The following is a 16,741-nucleotide window of genomic DNA, read 5'->3' as shown; positions in this document are numbered from 1 at the left end:
CATGGCGGCCTTACGGGCTGCCATGTTTTTTGTCATACTGGCGTAACATTGGCCGGGTAAGATGGCTTTGAGGTGTTGCATCATGAAAATCATAAAGTTTGTACTTATCCTGCTGCTCTTATTGGCGGGAGCCTTTTATTACGCCATGGAGGTTGAACCCGATGAGCTGACCGTAACCCGCCTTAATATCGTGAACGAGCGGATTCCGCTTTCCTTTCACGGTTTCAAAATTGTTCAGTTTTCCGACACGCATCTAGGGCCTGATTATTCGGTGGAGCAGCTGCAAATGCTGGTGGAGGCTATCCGTCGGCTTGGGCCGGACATTGTGGTGTTTACTGGCGATCTTATCGATCATTTTGGAAAATACGGCTCTGAAAATAGGGAGGAGGCTCAGCGGGTTCTAGCCCAAATAAATGCTCCGTACGGGAAGTTTGCCGTTTACGGCAACCATGACCGGGGAGGTGGAGGCAGCAGAGGCTATCGGCGGTTAATGGAAGAAGCGGGATTCACTTTATTAGTGAATGAGAGCCGCTCCATTCAATCGGCTTCCGGGGAGTCGATTGCGATTGCAGGACTCGACGATTTTTTACTAGGCAGACCGGATGCAGAGGCGGCATTAAGCTTGCTCCAAGAGGGGGAATTCAATTTGCTCCTTGTCCATGAGCCCGATGTGGCGGATCGGCTTGTCGATTATTCTATCGATCTTCAGTTGTCCGGGCACAGTCACGGAGGGCAGGTCCGCCTTCCCTTTTTCAAACCGCTCGTGACCACTTCTCTTGGAAGCAAGTATGTAGAAGGAATGTACACTTTGCAAGGCGGCAGCAAGCCGCTTACGCTTTATGTTAATCGGGGAATCGGAACAACCCGGCTGCCGCTTCGTCTATCCGCTCCGCCAGAATTGACGGTTTTTCAACTCATGCAACTTGGATAAGATTCTGGTCGTTTAAGATGAACAGTCGCCTCATTTGGCGGTTTACAGTGAGTGTGTGCTAATATAGATAATCATAACAACAAAGGAGGATCATACCAGTTATGAACAATTGGAAGAAGTAACGTACCACAAGGGCCAGAGCGCCTCCATAGTCGTCTCTTTAGTTGCGTTGTCAGGATTTCAAAAAGAGAAGCAATGGAGGAGAGCGTTTGAATAAGTCGGAATTTAAAGTAGCTTTAGTGTGCGGGCCCAACAGTGATTTGGAAGCGGTCGCGCTGAGAGCGTCGCTTGAATATTTTGGAGCGCGTGTATTTCCCTATTGGATTGGCCGTCCTTACGATTTAATAGACGTATTGTCCGGCGAAGGGTTGTACGAAGGAACGGATCATATCGTTTTTAGCTTCCATGGTGATGAGGGCAAACTTGTTATGCCGGAACTCGGCGAAGAGGTCTACGAGGAAGACGAGCCGCGAGAGGATTTTGGGCCGGAACAAATTGTACGTTTTGCCAAGCTGAAAGGGAAGGTCGTCCTCGGTAACGGCTGTACTTTGGGCGAAAATGCTTTGGCACAAGCCTTTTTGGACGGCGGATGCACAGCGTACATCGGTCCGAACGACTATGTGGATGGCAATTCCGCACTTATGTTTGCGACCCGATTTTATTATGAGCTAATCCAAAATAAAAAAACGGTCGAGGAAGCATTCGCCCTAGCGAAAGCAATGGACGAAGAAACATCGATGTACCAATTGTTCACTTCGACGGCATCCGCTTGAACTAAGAAGTAGCAAGGCAATAAATAAAGAAGAGCCGTGTACTCATTTAAATGAGATACGCGGCTTTTCTTTATTCCATAAAACCATTTTGTAATACTTTCGCCATGTTCCGGAGTTCCTTATTTTGGCATGATGAGGTGGGTTAATGATCAACGGCGATCTTGAGCGTGAACTTCGGACGTTCCGCAGTGCCGGGCCGTTTGGCTCCGGTATACTGATTAGCTGTAACTAATCCGCCAGTATATTTGTTGGGTTCGATTCCCAATTCGCCTTTCACGCGAAGCTCATGGTAGAGCACTCAATGTGGGATTGAGGATAATACAATGTAAAAGAATGATTTTCGGCGGGATTGTCAGGAATGAACGAGCAAGCGGTCAAGTGGCTTGATTCGCTCTTCCACTTTTGCCGGACCATGCGATCGGGGGATACCGATGGGGAGAAGCCATTCCGAAAGTCCGGTCCAGAAAGCAGTAGAGAATAGGAAGGTATGAGATTCCGATTTCTATTGAATGATGGCCGGCCCTACGCAGGCGGATGCCCTTCTTAATTCGATCCCGTCCTTCGCAAGAGGACGATCCAGCCGCAAATCAATTAACTTCCCTAAAACCCTAGACGAGAGACAATGAATGAACGATACAGTCGCTAACTAAGCGATAAACATTTACTTAGAAGAGGTGCTAACGATGGAAGATTTAATTACGATGGATCACTTTATTAATGTCTTCACGGTAAAGTCGGACGAAAGAGGGCTGCTTTTCCGCAAAGGGAGCTATGTGAAGCATTTGCAGCCAGGTACATATCGTTACGCTGCTTGGTCCAAACATAAAGTCGTTATTCAAAATATAGCCGAGCCTTTGTCGGTTCGCGGCAAAGAGCTGGGAGTTTTTCTCCACGATGCGGAGCTGTTGAAAGAGTTGACAGTAGTCGACGTCGCGGATCATGAATATGTTCTCCACTACGAAAACGGACGGTTCTCTTCCCTGCTCACTTCAGGCAGCTATGCTTTCTGGAATGTACTGAAGAAAAATCACTTTTTGAGAGCGGACGCTCGGAACCCGGAGCTGCCTGCGGACATTAACGCTGCCATTCCTTCGCAGCTTCCTAGACACTGCATCCTGTCGGAGGTGGCCAGCCACGAGCGTGGACTGTTGTTTTTCAACAACGTTTTCCAGCGGGAGCTGGCGCCAGGCAAATATTATTTTTGGAGAGGCCCCGTCACTGCAGAGGTAAAGAAGGTCGATCTTCGGCAGCAGCAGCTGGACATGACGGGCCAAGAGATGATGACGGAGGATAAAGTGACGCTTCGGCTTAACTTTGTATGCCAATACCGAATCGTCAATCCGGTGAAGGCGCTCGACATCAAAGGGTTTGAGGAGCAAATCTACATTATGCTTCAACTTATGCTTCGCGAATATGTCGGCACGATGAAGCTGGACGATCTGCTTAAAGTCAAACAGGAAATCGGGACGTATGTGCTGTCTCGGTTGAACGAGAAGAAGGAGAGGTTCGGCATTGAGTTTCTCTCCGCTGGCGTAAAGGACATCATTTTACCCGGAGACGTACGGGACATTTTGAACACGGTGCTGCTTGCGGAGAAAAAGGCACAAGCGAACCTCATTACCCGCCGCGAGGAAACGGCCTCTACTCGAAGCCTGCTCAACACGGCCAAGCTAATGGAGGATAATAGCACCTTGTACCGGCTTAAGGAGCTTGAGTTTTTGGAAAAAATTTGCGACCGCGTCGGTCATATTTCACTTAATGGCGGCGGGAATTTATTGGAGCAGCTAAATGCGCTGGTGGGATACAAAGAACAAATTAAGCCATAAGTGCAGTTGTTTCAAAATAAAAAGGGGGCAGGACAGTTGTCGTTTCTCATTAGAGTTATTCATTTATGCAGGAATGAAAAGATTCAAAGGGTATTAGATATATTTAGAGCAATAAGTCTATTTGCTTTCATTGGAGGGGCATTCAGTTTTTATTTTTTCACACTAAGTTTTAGCTTTCTGTATGGATATTACTTTTCGGGAAATGAAGCTAATACGTATCAATCCCTTTTGTCTCTTTCTATTAGTCCCGTTGTCTTTAACTTCCACTCATTGTTAATTATATCGCTGCTTATTGGTCTCGCTGTTACTTATATTCTATCGGCGGCTTCTTTGGTTAAAAAAGGCGGATGGCAGACCAGATTAAGTATCGTCATTTTTAGTATTGGTTTTCATATCAGTTTATCGATCTTTTTTGTTGACGGTACAGACATAGGCCAAAAAGTGCTCGGGTTTTTAATCATTTGGGTGGTGCCCGTCTTTATTTCGGTTATGTTATTTTGGTCCTATCGAAGCTTGCTTAGTTTCGGGAATGGTTTTTCGGGTGCCGTTTACGGAATTGTCATTTATTCAATGATCAAGGTATTTTTCGGAAACTGGAGCTCGTTGGATCAATTGCTAGTACCGTTAACCGCTTTTTTGACAGGTACTATTTTTACTTATTTTCAAAAGAGCTGCTATAGGTATTATCTTTATAGGGTAATCATAAATTGGCCTTATTTCTTTGTAGCTGTTTACATTATGGATACTACTTTTGCTTCGGAAAAATATTTAATGTGGCTCTTTATCGGCTCTATTATATTGGCCTTTGTGAGTGGAGTTTGGAAACCAAAACTTAACTTGAATACACTTTCGGTTAATCAAGAGAACAGTAACGAAGGAGATGGAAACCAAAATGATAAATTGTTCCGGTCGGAACAATATTTGAATTCGCTGAAGGAACAAGGGAAAGCGAAAATATTAACTTCTCTGTCTATAATCATTATTGTCGTAGGAACATTAACGCCCAGCTTGGCTTCGCTGGGGGGACAATATATTCGTGATTTTACAGCTGAGGAACCTAGGAAACTGCAAACGATAAGGGATTATAAAAATAATCAAACCATTTTAGGGAAAGTGGTAGTTATTAAAGACGGTTTCTATTATATCTCTAATCAAAACTGGGAGCTGGAAATTCTTAATAGCGACAGTGCCTACGTAAATAACGTACCAATTCAAGAGAGTAAGTAAGGCGGGGAGTATAAGCTCCCCCAACCGCCACAAATCCTTCACGAAACGTGTTTCCCTAAACTGTCCGGCTGTGCTAAGATAAGGTCTGTTGTTCATCTTTATGAAAACTTCATAAATGACGGCAGCTACAACTAGAATCAGCATAAAAGGAGCAAGTTTTGACAATGAAGTCGGAAACACAGCAAGTTAAAATTTCAACAGCGGATCCAAGCGCTTTAGGTTTATTTGGACTCGCTATGGTTACACTAGTCGCCTCTTCTCAAAAGTTGGGCTGGACGGACGGCACTTCATTAGTGATCCCGTGGGCGATTTTTCTCGGAGCTTTCGCGCAGTTATTTGCGTGCATCCATGATGCGAAAAAAGGAAACACGTTTGGCACAACGGCGTTTGGCGCCTACGCCTTTTTCTGGTTTGCCGTTGCTTCGTCTTGGATGATTCAGCTTGGCGTATTTGGCGAAGCGATGAAGGCGGGAGCGGATACTCATCAACTGGGCGTCGCTTTCCTCGGTTATTTGATTTTCACCCTGTTTATGACCATCGGAGCGATGGAAACTCATAAAGTGTTGTTCTTCATTTTTGTGTTTATCGATGTTTTGTTTGTGGGGTTGACGTTCAGCTCTTTCGGCATTGCCGAGCATGTGATGCATAAAGTGGCGGCGATTGCGGAATTGTGTATTGCTCTGCTCAGCTTTTACGGATCGGCGGCAGCCGTTCTTAATGTCCATTTCGGCCGGGAGTTTCTCCCTGTCGGCAAACCGTTTCGGATATTCAAAAAATAAGGCCGCGAAACGGCCGTCCAACCGCTATGCAGCTAGACTGTATGGCGGTATTTTTTTGCCCATGCAGAGGGGAAACGAAAAATTTGTCGAATTATACAATATTGAGACGAATGTTTAACGTTCAGGAGGCACTTCCATTGTCCAAGCTACTTCATATCGTACGCTCCAGTATTAAACGAAGAATTATTTCTATGATGGTTGTCAGCCTGCTGCTCATCTTGGTGGGCGCCATTATTGTGCCGCTCAATACGTTCCGCTACGTTCAAAACTACGACGAGGAAACCCGTCATTTGAGAGAGAGTCAACAATATGTAACCAGTATCGTCAATCATACGAACGAAATCATTTTGCGCGTGCGCGGATATTTCGCGTATTTGGATGACTACGAATACGAGCAAATTTTTGTTGCCAAAAAAGAGCTGGAAAAGTCAATCGCCGCTTTTAAAAATACGGAGCTGACCGAAGAGGAGCTTGAGCTGATTGTTCGCATTGAGCAGTATTTTGACAACTATATTAATAATCTATTGCCCAAAGGCGCGGCATTTGCCAAGGTGGACGACTATACGTCGCTTCGTAAGCTGATTACGCTGGGGGAAAACAATCCAACCAACGACATTATTGAATACGCGAAGCAATCGGAGGAACTGATTCGGGGACAGTTGAATGAAGAAAACGAGAAGCTGTTTCGCACTCTGCTTTTGCAAGGCGTTTATTTAATGGGTTATGGGGTTGCGGTGCTTATCTTTTCGCTTCTCATAACGCGCAGGCTGGCGATGGATATCGGTCATCCGCTGCAACGACTGTCCAAACATGCGGCCACCTATGCAAAAGCAGAAAGCATCGACAAAACGATGCTGGATCGGCCTGACGAAATCGGGCTTTTGTCTAGATCGCTTAATAAAATGATCTATGAAATTAGAGAGAAAGAAGAAGAGCTGCTTGCGCAGAACGAAGAACTGCAAGCGCAGCAAGACGAATTGCAGGCGCAACAGGACGAGCTTCAGAAAGTGCTTGGACAGATGGAAGAAAACGAAATCTATCTCAACAAGCGAAACATGCTGACGCAATCCTTGACGAGTAAGCTGGATCAGCATCAGTTGATGGAGAGCATTATCCGCAACGTGGCCGAAATTACGGCGATGGATAAGGGCATGCTTGTGCGGATGAACGAGACATTGGACTATGCGTCCTATGGGTTGTCAGAGGAGGAAGTCCGCCAATTGATCAGCGGATTCCGTGAGAGCGCGGCCGTTAGAGCTTTGGAGAGCGGGAAGCTGTTTGTGAGGGAAAGGGAGGCGACCGAAGGGGAGAAGGGATACCTGTTAGGGAACCTAAGCGCATATGACGTGTTTGTTCCTTTGTACAAAGGAAACGGGGAAGCGGCGGCATGTCTCATCTTGACCCGAACCGGCAAAGCTGTGACCAAGCGGGAAGAAGCGGACTTGCAAGGACTTGCCGGCAGCATCTCGCTTTCGCTTGATAAGCTGGCTATGTACGAAACATCGGAAAATGAGCGGCAGCTTACCCAGGTCATGCTGAACACGATACAAGAGGGCGTTCAGTTGATGAGTCTGGATGGACAGTCGCTGCGGGTCAACGAGAAGCTGTATGAGCTAATGGGACTTCCTTATGAGGGGGCGGAATTGAACGGAGCGGGTTTCTCCGAATTCAAAAAGCTTTTGGCCGCGCGAGTGGAGGACCCTACCGCTTTGCTTTCCTTTATTGAAGGGGCTTTGCGAGGGACGGAGCAAGACAGAAGCATGACGTATGAGCTTGCTACACAGCCGGTTCGCTATATTCAAATGTACTGGGAGCCAATCTACCGCAACAACATCCCGTTTGGCGTGCTGCTTGTTCACCGCGACATGACTAAAGAGTACGAGGTCGACCGAATGAAATCGGAATTTGTGAGCACGGTCAGCCACGAGCTGCGGACCCCCCTTGCGAGCATATTGGGCTTCTCGGAATTGATGCTTCACCGGGAACTTAAGCCGGAGCGGCAACGAAAATATGTGTCGACGATTCACCAAGAAGCAAGTCGTCTCACTCAGCTGGTAAACGATTTCCTCGATTTGCAGCGGATGGAGAGCGGCAAGCAGTTTTACGAATTTAAGCCCGTAGACATGTATAGCTTGATTGGCGAAGTTGCGGAGCTTCAACAGGCCGCCACAGCCAAACATACGATAGTATGGGATGGGCCGAAGGAAGGCTCTAAAGTATATGGAGACCGGGACAAGCTGCTCCAGGCCTTGGTCAATCTGATTGGCAATGCGGTCAAATATTCGCCCGGCGGCGGCAGCATTCAACTATCGGCAAGTGAAACGGACGGCCGAATGCGAATTGGAATTAGGGACGAAGGTCTCGGCATACCGCCGCAAGCTCTGCCTCATTTGTTCTCGAAATTTTACCGGGTAGACAACACGGACCGCAGGGAAATTGGCGGGACGGGGCTGGGGCTTGCGATCGTCAAAGAAATTGTCCAGCAGCATCAGGGAGAAATTAGCGTTGAGTCGGAGCTGGGCGAAGGAAGCGTATTTTCGATTGAGCTGCCGCTCTATACAAGAAACAACGAGAGACGCGGCGGGGAGGCTGTACCTTCGGAGCGGGTATCGGGTTCCGTTGACGTCATGCTGGTCGAAAATGATCATAGCTTGTCCTTAATGCTTCAGGACGAGCTCGTGGAGCAGGGTTACCGAACCGCCGTCTTTATGGACGGAAGCAGCGCCCTTAAGGCGATGGAGGCTCATCCGCCCGATATCGTCGTCTTGGATTTGAAGCTGGAGCCGGATTTGAGCGGATGGGAAGTGATTGGCAAAATGAAGGCGTCAAATCGTCTTAAAGATATTCCGATTGTCATTTCCAGCGCTTTTGAAGAGAAGGAAAAAGCTTTGCAGCAAGGTGTTGCCCACTTTTTAATTAAACCTTATGTGCCGTACAAATTATCGGAATCCATTGAACACATCTTGCAGAGCAAAAAACAATAAGTTTCGTGCAGCACAGCCTATTCGAAAGCGACTGAATTCCATCGTATGAGGAGAACTACTGTGATTGACGATAAATACAAAAAAATGGTTGAGATGAGAATCAAAAGCTCGTTTGAAGAATGGGCTGGTGAGCCTTCCGTTGCGGAAAGGGAAATCTATCGGTTTTTGCACAATTTAAAAGGAACGGCGGGTACCGTCGGCATGGCCCATTTAGAGGCCGAGGCGGAGCGGCTGCTGCAAGCTGTAGCAGAAAACGGCAAACGCATTTTCAGCTACAAGGAATGGTTTGGCTTGCTGAAGCCGCTGCTGGCGGGGCTGCCGGGCGGACACGGAGCTGCGAATGAAGCTGGGGAGACAGACCTGTCGCTCCCGATGAACGATTCCGTAGGAAAGCGCATTTTAATTATTGACGACGACGTGGACTTGGCGGCTTTTTTAAAAGGGATTTTGGAAGAGAAGGGCTATCCGGTCCATATCGCTTTAACGGCTGAGCGTGGGCTCAAGCTTTTTTACGATTGGAAGCCGGATATGATTTTGCTGGACATTTTGTTGCCCGACTCCAACGGGCTTGAAGTGCTCAAGCTGATCGTAGACAAGTCGCATCAGGAACATACGCCCATTATCGTCATTAGCACGAGCGATACAAGAGAACAGCGTATTCACGCTTACCGATACGGCGCCATGGACTTTTTCGCCAAGCCGATCGATCAGGAGCTGCTTTTGGCGTTAATCGACAACCGCTTTCGGATGAAGCTTCAATGGCAGCAGTCCATCATTGTGGATGAGCTGACGGGAGCCTATAACCGCAAACATTTCAACTGGACGATGATGCGTCTTATTTCCGATTTTCAACGGTCGGGCGGGATGTTTTCTCTCATTTTGCTGGACCTTGACCATTTCAAAAGAGTAAACGATACGTATGGGCATCTGGTTGGCGATGAAGTGTTGAAAGGTTTTGCTTCCGCCGTTATGGGATTGAAGCGGGAAGTGGATATTTTGTGCCGCTATGGGGGCGAAGAGTTTGCGCTCATCGTTCCTCATGTCCGGAGGGATGAAGCGGCCGAGCTGCTGGAGCCTATTCGGGAATCGTTTTCGTCACAGTGGTTTGCCGCGGGCGACCAGCGGTTTCAGGTGACGTTTACGGCAGGCATCACCGATATTAACGGCTGCAATTCCCATCCCGAAAAGATGGTGGAGGAGGCCGATCAAGCGCTCTACTTTGGCAAGCAATCGGGCCGGAACCAAACGGCGCTTTATTCCTCGCAGATGGGCAGCGGAGAGGTCGAGCAAAGAAAGCTTGGCATTATAATCATAGACGATGATCCGCTTATCCGGGAAATTGTCATATCCAAGCTGACGCTCTGGAATCCTCTTCCCGGCTTGCAAGTGACGGTGAGAGGGTATGAGGACGGAGGCCGCTTTTTGGAATCGGACTGGTATTCGGACCGGAGCAAATATATTGTTTTGCTGGATGGGGCTATGCCGAATATGGACGGCGTTGAAGTGTTGGAGAAGCTTAGGGAAAGCTATCCCGAACGCGACATCAGCATTGCCATGCTGACGGCCAGAACCAATCAGACGGATATTATTTATGCGTTGCAGCAAGGAGCGGACGACTATATTATTAAGCCGTTCCTCGTTTCGGAGCTGCTTTCCCGCGTGGAGAGGCTCATGCACAAACTGTACAAATAACGGCATCGGGAGCGGAGCGCCTATGAAAAACATATTAATTGTCGACGACGAAGAAATTCTTCGCATGTTGATTGCAGATACTTTGGAAGATTTGGATGTCCGGGTCGATGTTGCGGAGGATGGCCGCATTGCGCTGGAGAAGCTGAGCAAGGATAAATACGATCTGGTCCTTCTCGATTATATGATGCCGGAGCTTACGGGCATCGAGCTGCTGGAGCGGCTGCCGGCGGAGCAAAAGGCGGAAATGCCGATTTTGATGCTGACGGCCAAAGCGCAGGATTCGGATCGGACAAAAGCGATGGAAGCAGGGGCGCGCGGCTTTATTCCGAAACCGTTCAGCCCGCTTGAATTGCTGCGAATTGTGGAAGAGATGCTGGGAGCGAAATAACGCGTATTTGATTATAGCCGTTTTTTACATTGAAGCGGGGCTATAGTTAGATTATGATTAACCTATTCTATTTGGAAGGGAGGCTGAGGGCTATGCGCGTGACGAAGGCGCCTATTTACAGAGAGAGATTCATAACCTGCACGTTCATTGTCCTTCGGCCTCCAGCGGGCCTGAGTAAAGGATAATCGGCATCCCGTCACGGCGTTTATGGCTGCGGCGCGCGATTGTCCGGTTCTATTCTCCTATGCTTGAAGACCGTGAGCTGCCAGGCTTGCGGTCTTTTTGCATACCTTAAAACTTCTAATTATAGAGAGGAAATGAAAGATAGATGAGTAACGAACACACTTATTACAGAAGAGTGGATCTCCCGGCGGGCGATCTTCACGTTTATGCCAGCGACCCGTTGTTCCGAGACATGGGACACAAGGTGCTGGAGATGGCAAACAACAATTTGTTAATCCCGAATATTCGATATATGAGCTATACGCCGGACGCCCACGTTGGAATGGGAACTTGCATCGGCACGACGGCGGTATGGGGGCGGGAGGACGGTTATGTTTCTCCGTCCATTGTAGGCAGCGATATCGGCTGCGGCATGCGCGTCCTGACGACGAACTTGCAAGCCGAGGAGTTAAGGGATGTGCGTCTTCGCCGAAAGCTGGTGAAGGCGATTGAAAAATTGATTCCCGTCGAAAATCATGCCCGCGGCTATTTCTCCGATATTCGTTTGGAGCATGTGCTGCGCAAAGGACTGCATGGTTTGCCTAACAAATATGTTCCCGATTCCTATACGCCGAAGAAGGCGACCTCGCTGACCCATGTGGAAAGCAGCGGCTTCCGGTTCCGGGAAGATGCGCTCGACCGGTTGCCGGAGCAGGTATGGCATCGTTCGCACCGGACGCTTGGGACGCTTGGGGGCGGCAATCATTTTGTTGAACTCCAATCGGTGCAAATCCATGAGGACAATCGCGCTATTGCGGAAAAATGGGGTCTGCGCGATGGACAAGTCATTGTGATGATTCATAGCGGGTCAAGAGCGTGGGGAGGAGCGGTCAATCAATATTGCGGCTCGGAAGTGGCAAAGACGATGAGCAAGCTCCGTCTCGGTTCGGCCGATCCGAAGCTGCAATTTGCTCCGCTTGACAGTGCGGCCGGAGAAAGCTATGTGCAAATGATGTATTCCGCTTTGAACTTTTCCATTGTGAACCGCCATTTGCTCGGGTTTGCGGTAAGGGAAGCTTTTCTCGATACGCTTGGCAAAGGAATCGAGTTCCGCACGTTGTACGATTTAATGCACAACTATGCTTGTGAAGAGTCGGAAGGCGAAGACGCTTATTTCGTCCATCGGAAAGGCGCTACAAGGGCACTGCCCGCCGGACATCCCGGAAATCCGGAGCCTTATTTGGAGACGGGGCATCCCGCGCTTATACCGGGTTCCATGGGTACGGCCTCTTACCTGATGGTAGGCGCTGCTGGCGGGATAAGCAATTACTATTCCATTTGTCATGGCGCCGGACGCATTCGGTCGAGAAACGCGACGAAGCAATTGGTCTCGGTCGATGAGTTTGCAAAAGTGATGCGGGTCGGAAAGGACGATGAAATTGTCGTCAACCATCGGGCGCTGGAGTCCATTTTGGATGAATCGCCGCAAGCTTACAAAGATGTGGATCAAATTATAGAAAGCGTCGTTGGAGCAGGCCTTGCCTCTGTGGTAGCGAAGTGCAGTCCTTTGGCGACCGTGAAGGGGGTATAAGGATGACGATGACGATTTTGAAAAGCAAAAAGGTACCGTTTCTCGTTTCATCGGAACAAATGATGACGGCTGCGAATGGGGAGCAGCCTTATTTTGACTATGTTGCGATGATGCAGCGTATTGTCGCTTTTTTGCAGAAGCGGCTCGACTGCGGCATTCGGCTTTATTATCAAGAGGACAATAATGATATTTGGGATATGTTGGAGGAAGACATCCGAAGGGGGGATGGCGGCGTGGAGCATGCCGCCAGCCTTTACGATCTGGTTGAGACGGATATGTTTCGTTTTCAGTCCGATCTAACTCGCCGGGAAACCAAATATGAAATTTGTGCTTCCGTCAGAAACAATCTGTTTGTGTATCCACAGTTTCGTGTGGCGTTTGCGCGTATTCCGAAAGAAAACTATCACGGGCTGGGCACCGAAGATATTATGTTTGCGGAGAGCGACGAGGCGTTAAGCCGCTTTTTGGAACATATGAGGGAACGGCAGCTCGCGGATCGGAAAATCATTTTGTACAGCGATACAAGAAACGGTCTGGATTCGGAAAGAATGAGCGCCACTCAGCCTGTCACCCGGGACGATGTGTGTATGGAGGAGTCGTTGAAAACTCATATTTACCGGTCGGTGGATGAGTTTTTTGCGGGCGAGGGAGCGTTTTTCCGTGAATACGGCATCTCGTACAAAAGGGGCATTCTGCTCTACGGCAAGCCGGGCAACGGGAAAACGACGCTCGTCAAATCGATTTCCTCCACCGTAAATGCGCCGGTTGCTTATTGGCAGATTACAGAGTATACGAGCAGCGAATCGATCAGTGAAGTTTTTTCAGCCGCTGTGCGCATTGCGCCGATGGTGCTCGTCATTGAGGACATCGATTCCATGCCGGAATCTTGCCGGTCCTACTTTTTGAACACACTGGACGGCATTTCGTCGAAGGAAGGCGTGTTTCTAATTGGAACGACCAACTATCCCGAGCGGATCGACCCTGCCTTAATGAACCGGGCGGGACGATTCGACCGTGCCTATGAGGTGAAATCGCCGGACGAGCCGCTCCGGTACGAATATTTGCTGCGCAAAGGGATGGAGAGGCTGGCGGATCGCGAGACGATTGCTTTGATTGCGAAGCGAACGGAAGGTTTTACATGCGCTCAGCTTAGCGAGCTGTATGTGTCGGCGGCCTTGCAGAAGCATTACGAAGGCGATGTCGATTTGGAGGAGCTTGCCGCTTCCATGAAATCGGATTTCTCCAAAAGCAAAACAGGAGAGTGGATGAAAGAGGACCGCTCCCGGGGAGTGGGATTTCTCTGATAGCTTAATTTTGGGGAAATAGGGAGAAGGATGCTCGCCTCATCGGGAGTGGCGAGTAGTGCTCCATAAATGACGTGCCTCAATAGAGGCGGAAATTGAAATGAGCAGAACACGCTCATAGGTTAAACAGCACAGTGTCCAAGCCAAAGTGGTTTGGACACTGTGCTGTTTGGTTGTGTTTTTGGTTGTGTTTATTGTTGAATTTCCCGGATCGGGGCCCTCTGGTTGGATTAGTGGTTTGTGAAACAACTAGAGCCCCGGATCGGGGCCCTCTGGTTGGATTAGTGGTTTGTGAAACAACTAGAGCCCCGGATTGGGGCCCTCGGGTTGAATTAGTGGTTTGTGAAACAACTAGAGCCCCGGATTGGGGCCCTCTGGTTGAATTAGTGGTTTGTGAAACAACTAGAGCCCCGGATTGGGGCCCTCTGGTTGGATTAGTGGTTTGTGAAACAACTAGAGCCCCGGATCGGGGCCCTCTGGTTGGATTAGTGGTTTGTGAAACAACTAGAGCCCCGGATTGGGGCCCTCTGGTTGGATTAGTGGTTTGTGAAACAACTAGAGCCCCGGATTTGGCACTCTGGTTGGATTTGGTTTGTGGCACAACTAATTCCCGGATCTGCGTAACAACGTACTTCTCTGTTACCGCACATCTCCAACTTGAAAATAAGGCAAATAGGCTGCCAGCCATTCGGAAGCGAAGATAGCCGCGATAAAATAAAGCGCAAATACGGCATCCCATGCCGAATAGCCGATTTTATAATAGTAGGTTCGGGAGGCGCTGCTGTCGAACCGTTTGGCTTCCATCGCAACGGCTGTGCGCTGCGCGCGACGGATGCTCTGCGCTAACAGCGGAATGGCGTACCGCTGAATCGTCAGATAAAGTCCTTTGGGCGTAAAGCGGGTACGGACGCCCCTAACTTGCAGTGCATGTCGCAGCGTTTGGAACTCCTCCGCAAGCAAAGGCAGCATTCGCATCGCGGCTAGAAAGCTGTAGGCATATTTTGGAGAGAGCCTCCATTGCTGCATTAACGAATAAAATAAAGCGACCGGCCTAGTCGTAAGGCCGAACAGCAAGCCGGCGGCGGCCATATTGAGCGCACGAAAGCCCAAGTGGAGCCCTCGGTAAAAGCTTTCTTCGGTAATGTGGATCAAGCCATAACGAAACCAAGTGGTGCTGCCCGTTCCGAACATCATCATTCCTGTCGAAGTGGAGACGAAAATAAGCAGGAAAGGTGAGGCGTACAGCAGCAGTCTCCTCCAAGGGTGCCCCGACCACAGCAGCAGGAGCAAAACAGCGATTGTAAAATAAATAAGCATATTCAGTTGATGAATAAGCAAAACGGCAATAAACAGCGCGAGGAAAAGAAGCAGCTTGACGCCGGGGTTGACCCGGTGCAGCCAAGTTTGCCGATGCGGAAACGTCAGTTGCATAGGACCGGTGCCTCCTCGGTTACAGCCAGTTCGGCCAAATGTCCTTCTTCTACCCGCCAAATGCGCGTGGAATAATGCCGGACGATGTTTTCGTCATGGGTGATCATTATAATGGCGGCCCCATCCTCACGAAGCCGCTCCAGCCGCTCCAGCATGGAAAACGTATTGCGGGCATCCAGCCCGAACGTCGGCTCATCCAGCAGCAGCAGCTTTTGTCCCCGCTCGATTGAGACGGCCACGCTCAAACGGCGCTTTTGGCCCATAGACAGTGCATAAGGGTGCTTGTCTATCAATGGCAGCAAATGAAACGACTCCAAAATGTCGTGAATGCGCCGTTCTTTCTCGTCCTTGCTCAAGCTTGCGGGCAACGAAAATGCAATCTCGCTTTCGACTGTTCCGGCAACAAACTGAAATTCGGGATTTTGAAAAACGAACGAGGCGTAATCGGCCAGCTGTACAACCTTTTTTCGTTCTTTCCCTCTGACCAAGCAAAGCCCTTCCGTTCGAATAAGCCTCATGATTGCAAGCAGCAAAGAGCTTTTTCCGGCTCCGTTTTTACCAATGACGGAAATCCACTCTCCAGCCGAAGCGTTCAAGCGATCCACCGTTATTTTTGCCGTTCCGCCTATCCCTCTAAAACCTTTGAAATTCTCCATTTGCAAAAGAACCGGATTTCCGCCGGAGCTCGTCGATGCTGCAACTAAGCTACTCGCTTCGTCTTTATCTCTGCTCGCTTCGTCTTTATTCCTGCTTGCATCGTCTTTATCTCTGCTGGCTTCGTCTTTATCTCTGCTGGCTTCGTCTTTATCTCTGCTGGCTTCGTCTTTATTCCTGCTTGCAAGCTCAAACCCAGTTGCCCTCTCCGTCCCATTCCTACGATAGCCTGTTCCGAACTCGCGAAGGGGAGAAATCTCCATTCGATCCTCCCATACGCCCGGATACCAAATGCCATAGGCTTTAAACAACTCTCGATGCGATGCGAAAATATCCCTCGGGGACCCGTCGGCGAGCCATGTGCCATCCGGCCCCATAACGGCGACACGATCCACCCAGTCGATGATCTCGTCGATTTTATGCTCAACAATAAGAACGGTTTTGTCGCCGGACGTACGCTTGATCGTGTCCCAAACTTGGCGAGTGCCTTCCGTATCGAGCAGAGCGGTCGGTTCGTCCAGAAACAGCACATCTGGCTCCAGCGCCAAAGCAGCCGCTACGGCAAGCCTTTGCTTCATGCCTTGAGACAAGGTTTGAATGAGCGTGTGCGACTCCCGCAGCTTCAGCCCGACTGTATCCAGCAGCCCTTTGATGATGCCGTCCATCTGCTCTCTAGGTACGCTAACATTTTCGAGTACAAAAGCGAGCTCTTCGTCCACATACGGCATGCAAAACTGAGCATCCGGGTCTTGAAAAACATAACCCGAGCGATCCGGCACGATGATAGCGTCCGCTTTCATAGGCAGCTCAATGGTTCGGGGAACGAGCCCGCTGAGCACTTGGAGGGCGGTCGATTTGCCGCATCCGCTTGGGCCAAGCAGCAGCACCTTTTCCCCTTGCAAGGCGGAGAAGGAGAGCCCTTGAAACAACAGCCCATTTTCGTCTCCGGGATATTTTAAACGCAAATGGTTAAAACCTGCTGCTATAGAAGGAGACATG

At 49.3% G+C, this 16,741-nt stretch carries 13 protein-coding genes; 10 read left to right on the top strand and 3 right to left on the bottom strand.

What is annotated here, in order from left to right:
* The first annotated feature begins 82 nt into the window (after positions 1 to 82).
* Both ACFQZE_RS16805 and ACFQZE_RS16800 read left to right on the top strand, forming a co-directional pair.
* Complete coding sequence (locus ACFQZE_RS16805; protein WP_379359039.1) at positions 83 to 931, top strand: metallophosphoesterase; 849 nt, start codon at positions 83 to 85, stop codon at positions 929 to 931.
* Positions 932 to 1,140: 209 nt separating this feature from the next.
* Positions 1,141 to 1,704 (top strand): delta-aminolevulinic acid dehydratase, encoded by a 564-nt coding sequence (locus ACFQZE_RS16800; protein WP_379359037.1) that lies wholly within the window; start codon positions 1,141 to 1,143, stop codon positions 1,702 to 1,704.
* Positions 1,705 to 1,846: 142 nt separating this feature from the next.
* On the opposite strand, the gene ACFQZE_RS16795 is transcribed toward ACFQZE_RS16800, so the two are convergent.
* Positions 1,847 to 1,981 (bottom strand): hypothetical protein, encoded by a 135-nt coding sequence (locus ACFQZE_RS16795; protein ID WP_379359035.1) that lies wholly within the window; start codon positions 1,979 to 1,981, stop codon positions 1,847 to 1,849.
* Positions 1,982 to 2,387: 406 nt separating this feature from the next.
* Between ACFQZE_RS16795 and ACFQZE_RS16790 the strand changes: the two genes are divergently transcribed.
* The 8 genes from ACFQZE_RS16790 to ACFQZE_RS16755 all read left to right on the top strand — a co-directional run bounded on the left by ACFQZE_RS16790 (position 2,388) and on the right by ACFQZE_RS16755 (position 13,657).
* A complete protein-coding gene (locus ACFQZE_RS16790; protein ID WP_379359033.1) occupies positions 2,388 to 3,530 on the top strand; it encodes a slipin family protein in 1,143 nt (380 codons plus the stop codon).
* Between the two features lie 36 nt (positions 3,531 to 3,566).
* Positions 3,567 to 4,757, top strand: a complete 1,191-nt coding sequence (locus tag ACFQZE_RS16785) for a hypothetical protein (RefSeq protein ID WP_379359031.1) — start codon at positions 3,567 to 3,569, stop codon at positions 4,755 to 4,757.
* A gap of 164 nt (positions 4,758 to 4,921) precedes the next feature.
* Positions 4,922 to 5,536 (top strand): acetate uptake transporter, encoded by a 615-nt coding sequence (locus ACFQZE_RS16780; RefSeq protein ID WP_379359029.1) that lies wholly within the window; start codon positions 4,922 to 4,924, stop codon positions 5,534 to 5,536.
* A gap of 137 nt (positions 5,537 to 5,673) precedes the next feature.
* Positions 5,674 to 8,520, top strand: coding sequence for an ATP-binding protein (locus ACFQZE_RS16775; protein WP_379359027.1), 2,847 nt, complete (start codon positions 5,674 to 5,676; stop codon positions 8,518 to 8,520).
* Between the two features lie 60 nt (positions 8,521 to 8,580).
* Positions 8,581 to 10,212, top strand: a complete 1,632-nt coding sequence (locus tag ACFQZE_RS16770) for a response regulator (RefSeq protein ID WP_379359025.1) — start codon at positions 8,581 to 8,583, stop codon at positions 10,210 to 10,212.
* Positions 10,213 to 10,234: 22 nt separating this feature from the next.
* Complete coding sequence (locus tag ACFQZE_RS16765; RefSeq protein WP_379359023.1) at positions 10,235 to 10,600, top strand: response regulator; 366 nt, start codon at positions 10,235 to 10,237, stop codon at positions 10,598 to 10,600.
* Positions 10,601 to 10,928: 328 nt separating this feature from the next.
* The gene (locus tag ACFQZE_RS16760) at positions 10,929 to 12,353 is read left to right on the top strand and encodes an RtcB family protein (protein WP_379359021.1); all 1,425 of its coding nucleotides are present in this window, start codon (positions 10,929 to 10,931) and stop codon (positions 12,351 to 12,353) included.
* A gap of 2 nt (positions 12,354 to 12,355) precedes the next feature.
* The gene (locus ACFQZE_RS16755) at positions 12,356 to 13,657 is read left to right on the top strand and encodes an AAA family ATPase (protein ID WP_379359019.1); all 1,302 of its coding nucleotides are present in this window, start codon (positions 12,356 to 12,358) and stop codon (positions 13,655 to 13,657) included.
* Between the two features lie 639 nt (positions 13,658 to 14,296).
* Here ACFQZE_RS16755 and ACFQZE_RS16750 read toward each other — a convergent pair.
* Positions 14,297 to 15,088, bottom strand: coding sequence for an energy-coupling factor transporter transmembrane component T family protein (locus tag ACFQZE_RS16750; protein ID WP_379359017.1), 792 nt, complete (start codon positions 15,086 to 15,088; stop codon positions 14,297 to 14,299).
* Entirely contained in the window at positions 15,079 to 16,740 is a 1,662-nt protein-coding gene (locus ACFQZE_RS16745; protein WP_379359015.1) for an ABC transporter ATP-binding protein, read from the bottom strand. The genes ACFQZE_RS16750 and ACFQZE_RS16745 overlap by 10 nt, the downstream gene beginning before the upstream one ends.
* Position 16,741: the final 1 nt, after the last annotated feature.

The organism is Paenibacillus sp. GCM10027627, assembly GCF_042675505.1.
Taxonomy (GTDB): Bacteria; Bacillota; Bacilli; order Paenibacillales; family Paenibacillaceae; genus Pristimantibacillus.
The sequence above is the reverse complement of the archived record's forward strand: the minus strand, read 5'-3'. Positions and strand labels throughout refer to the sequence as shown.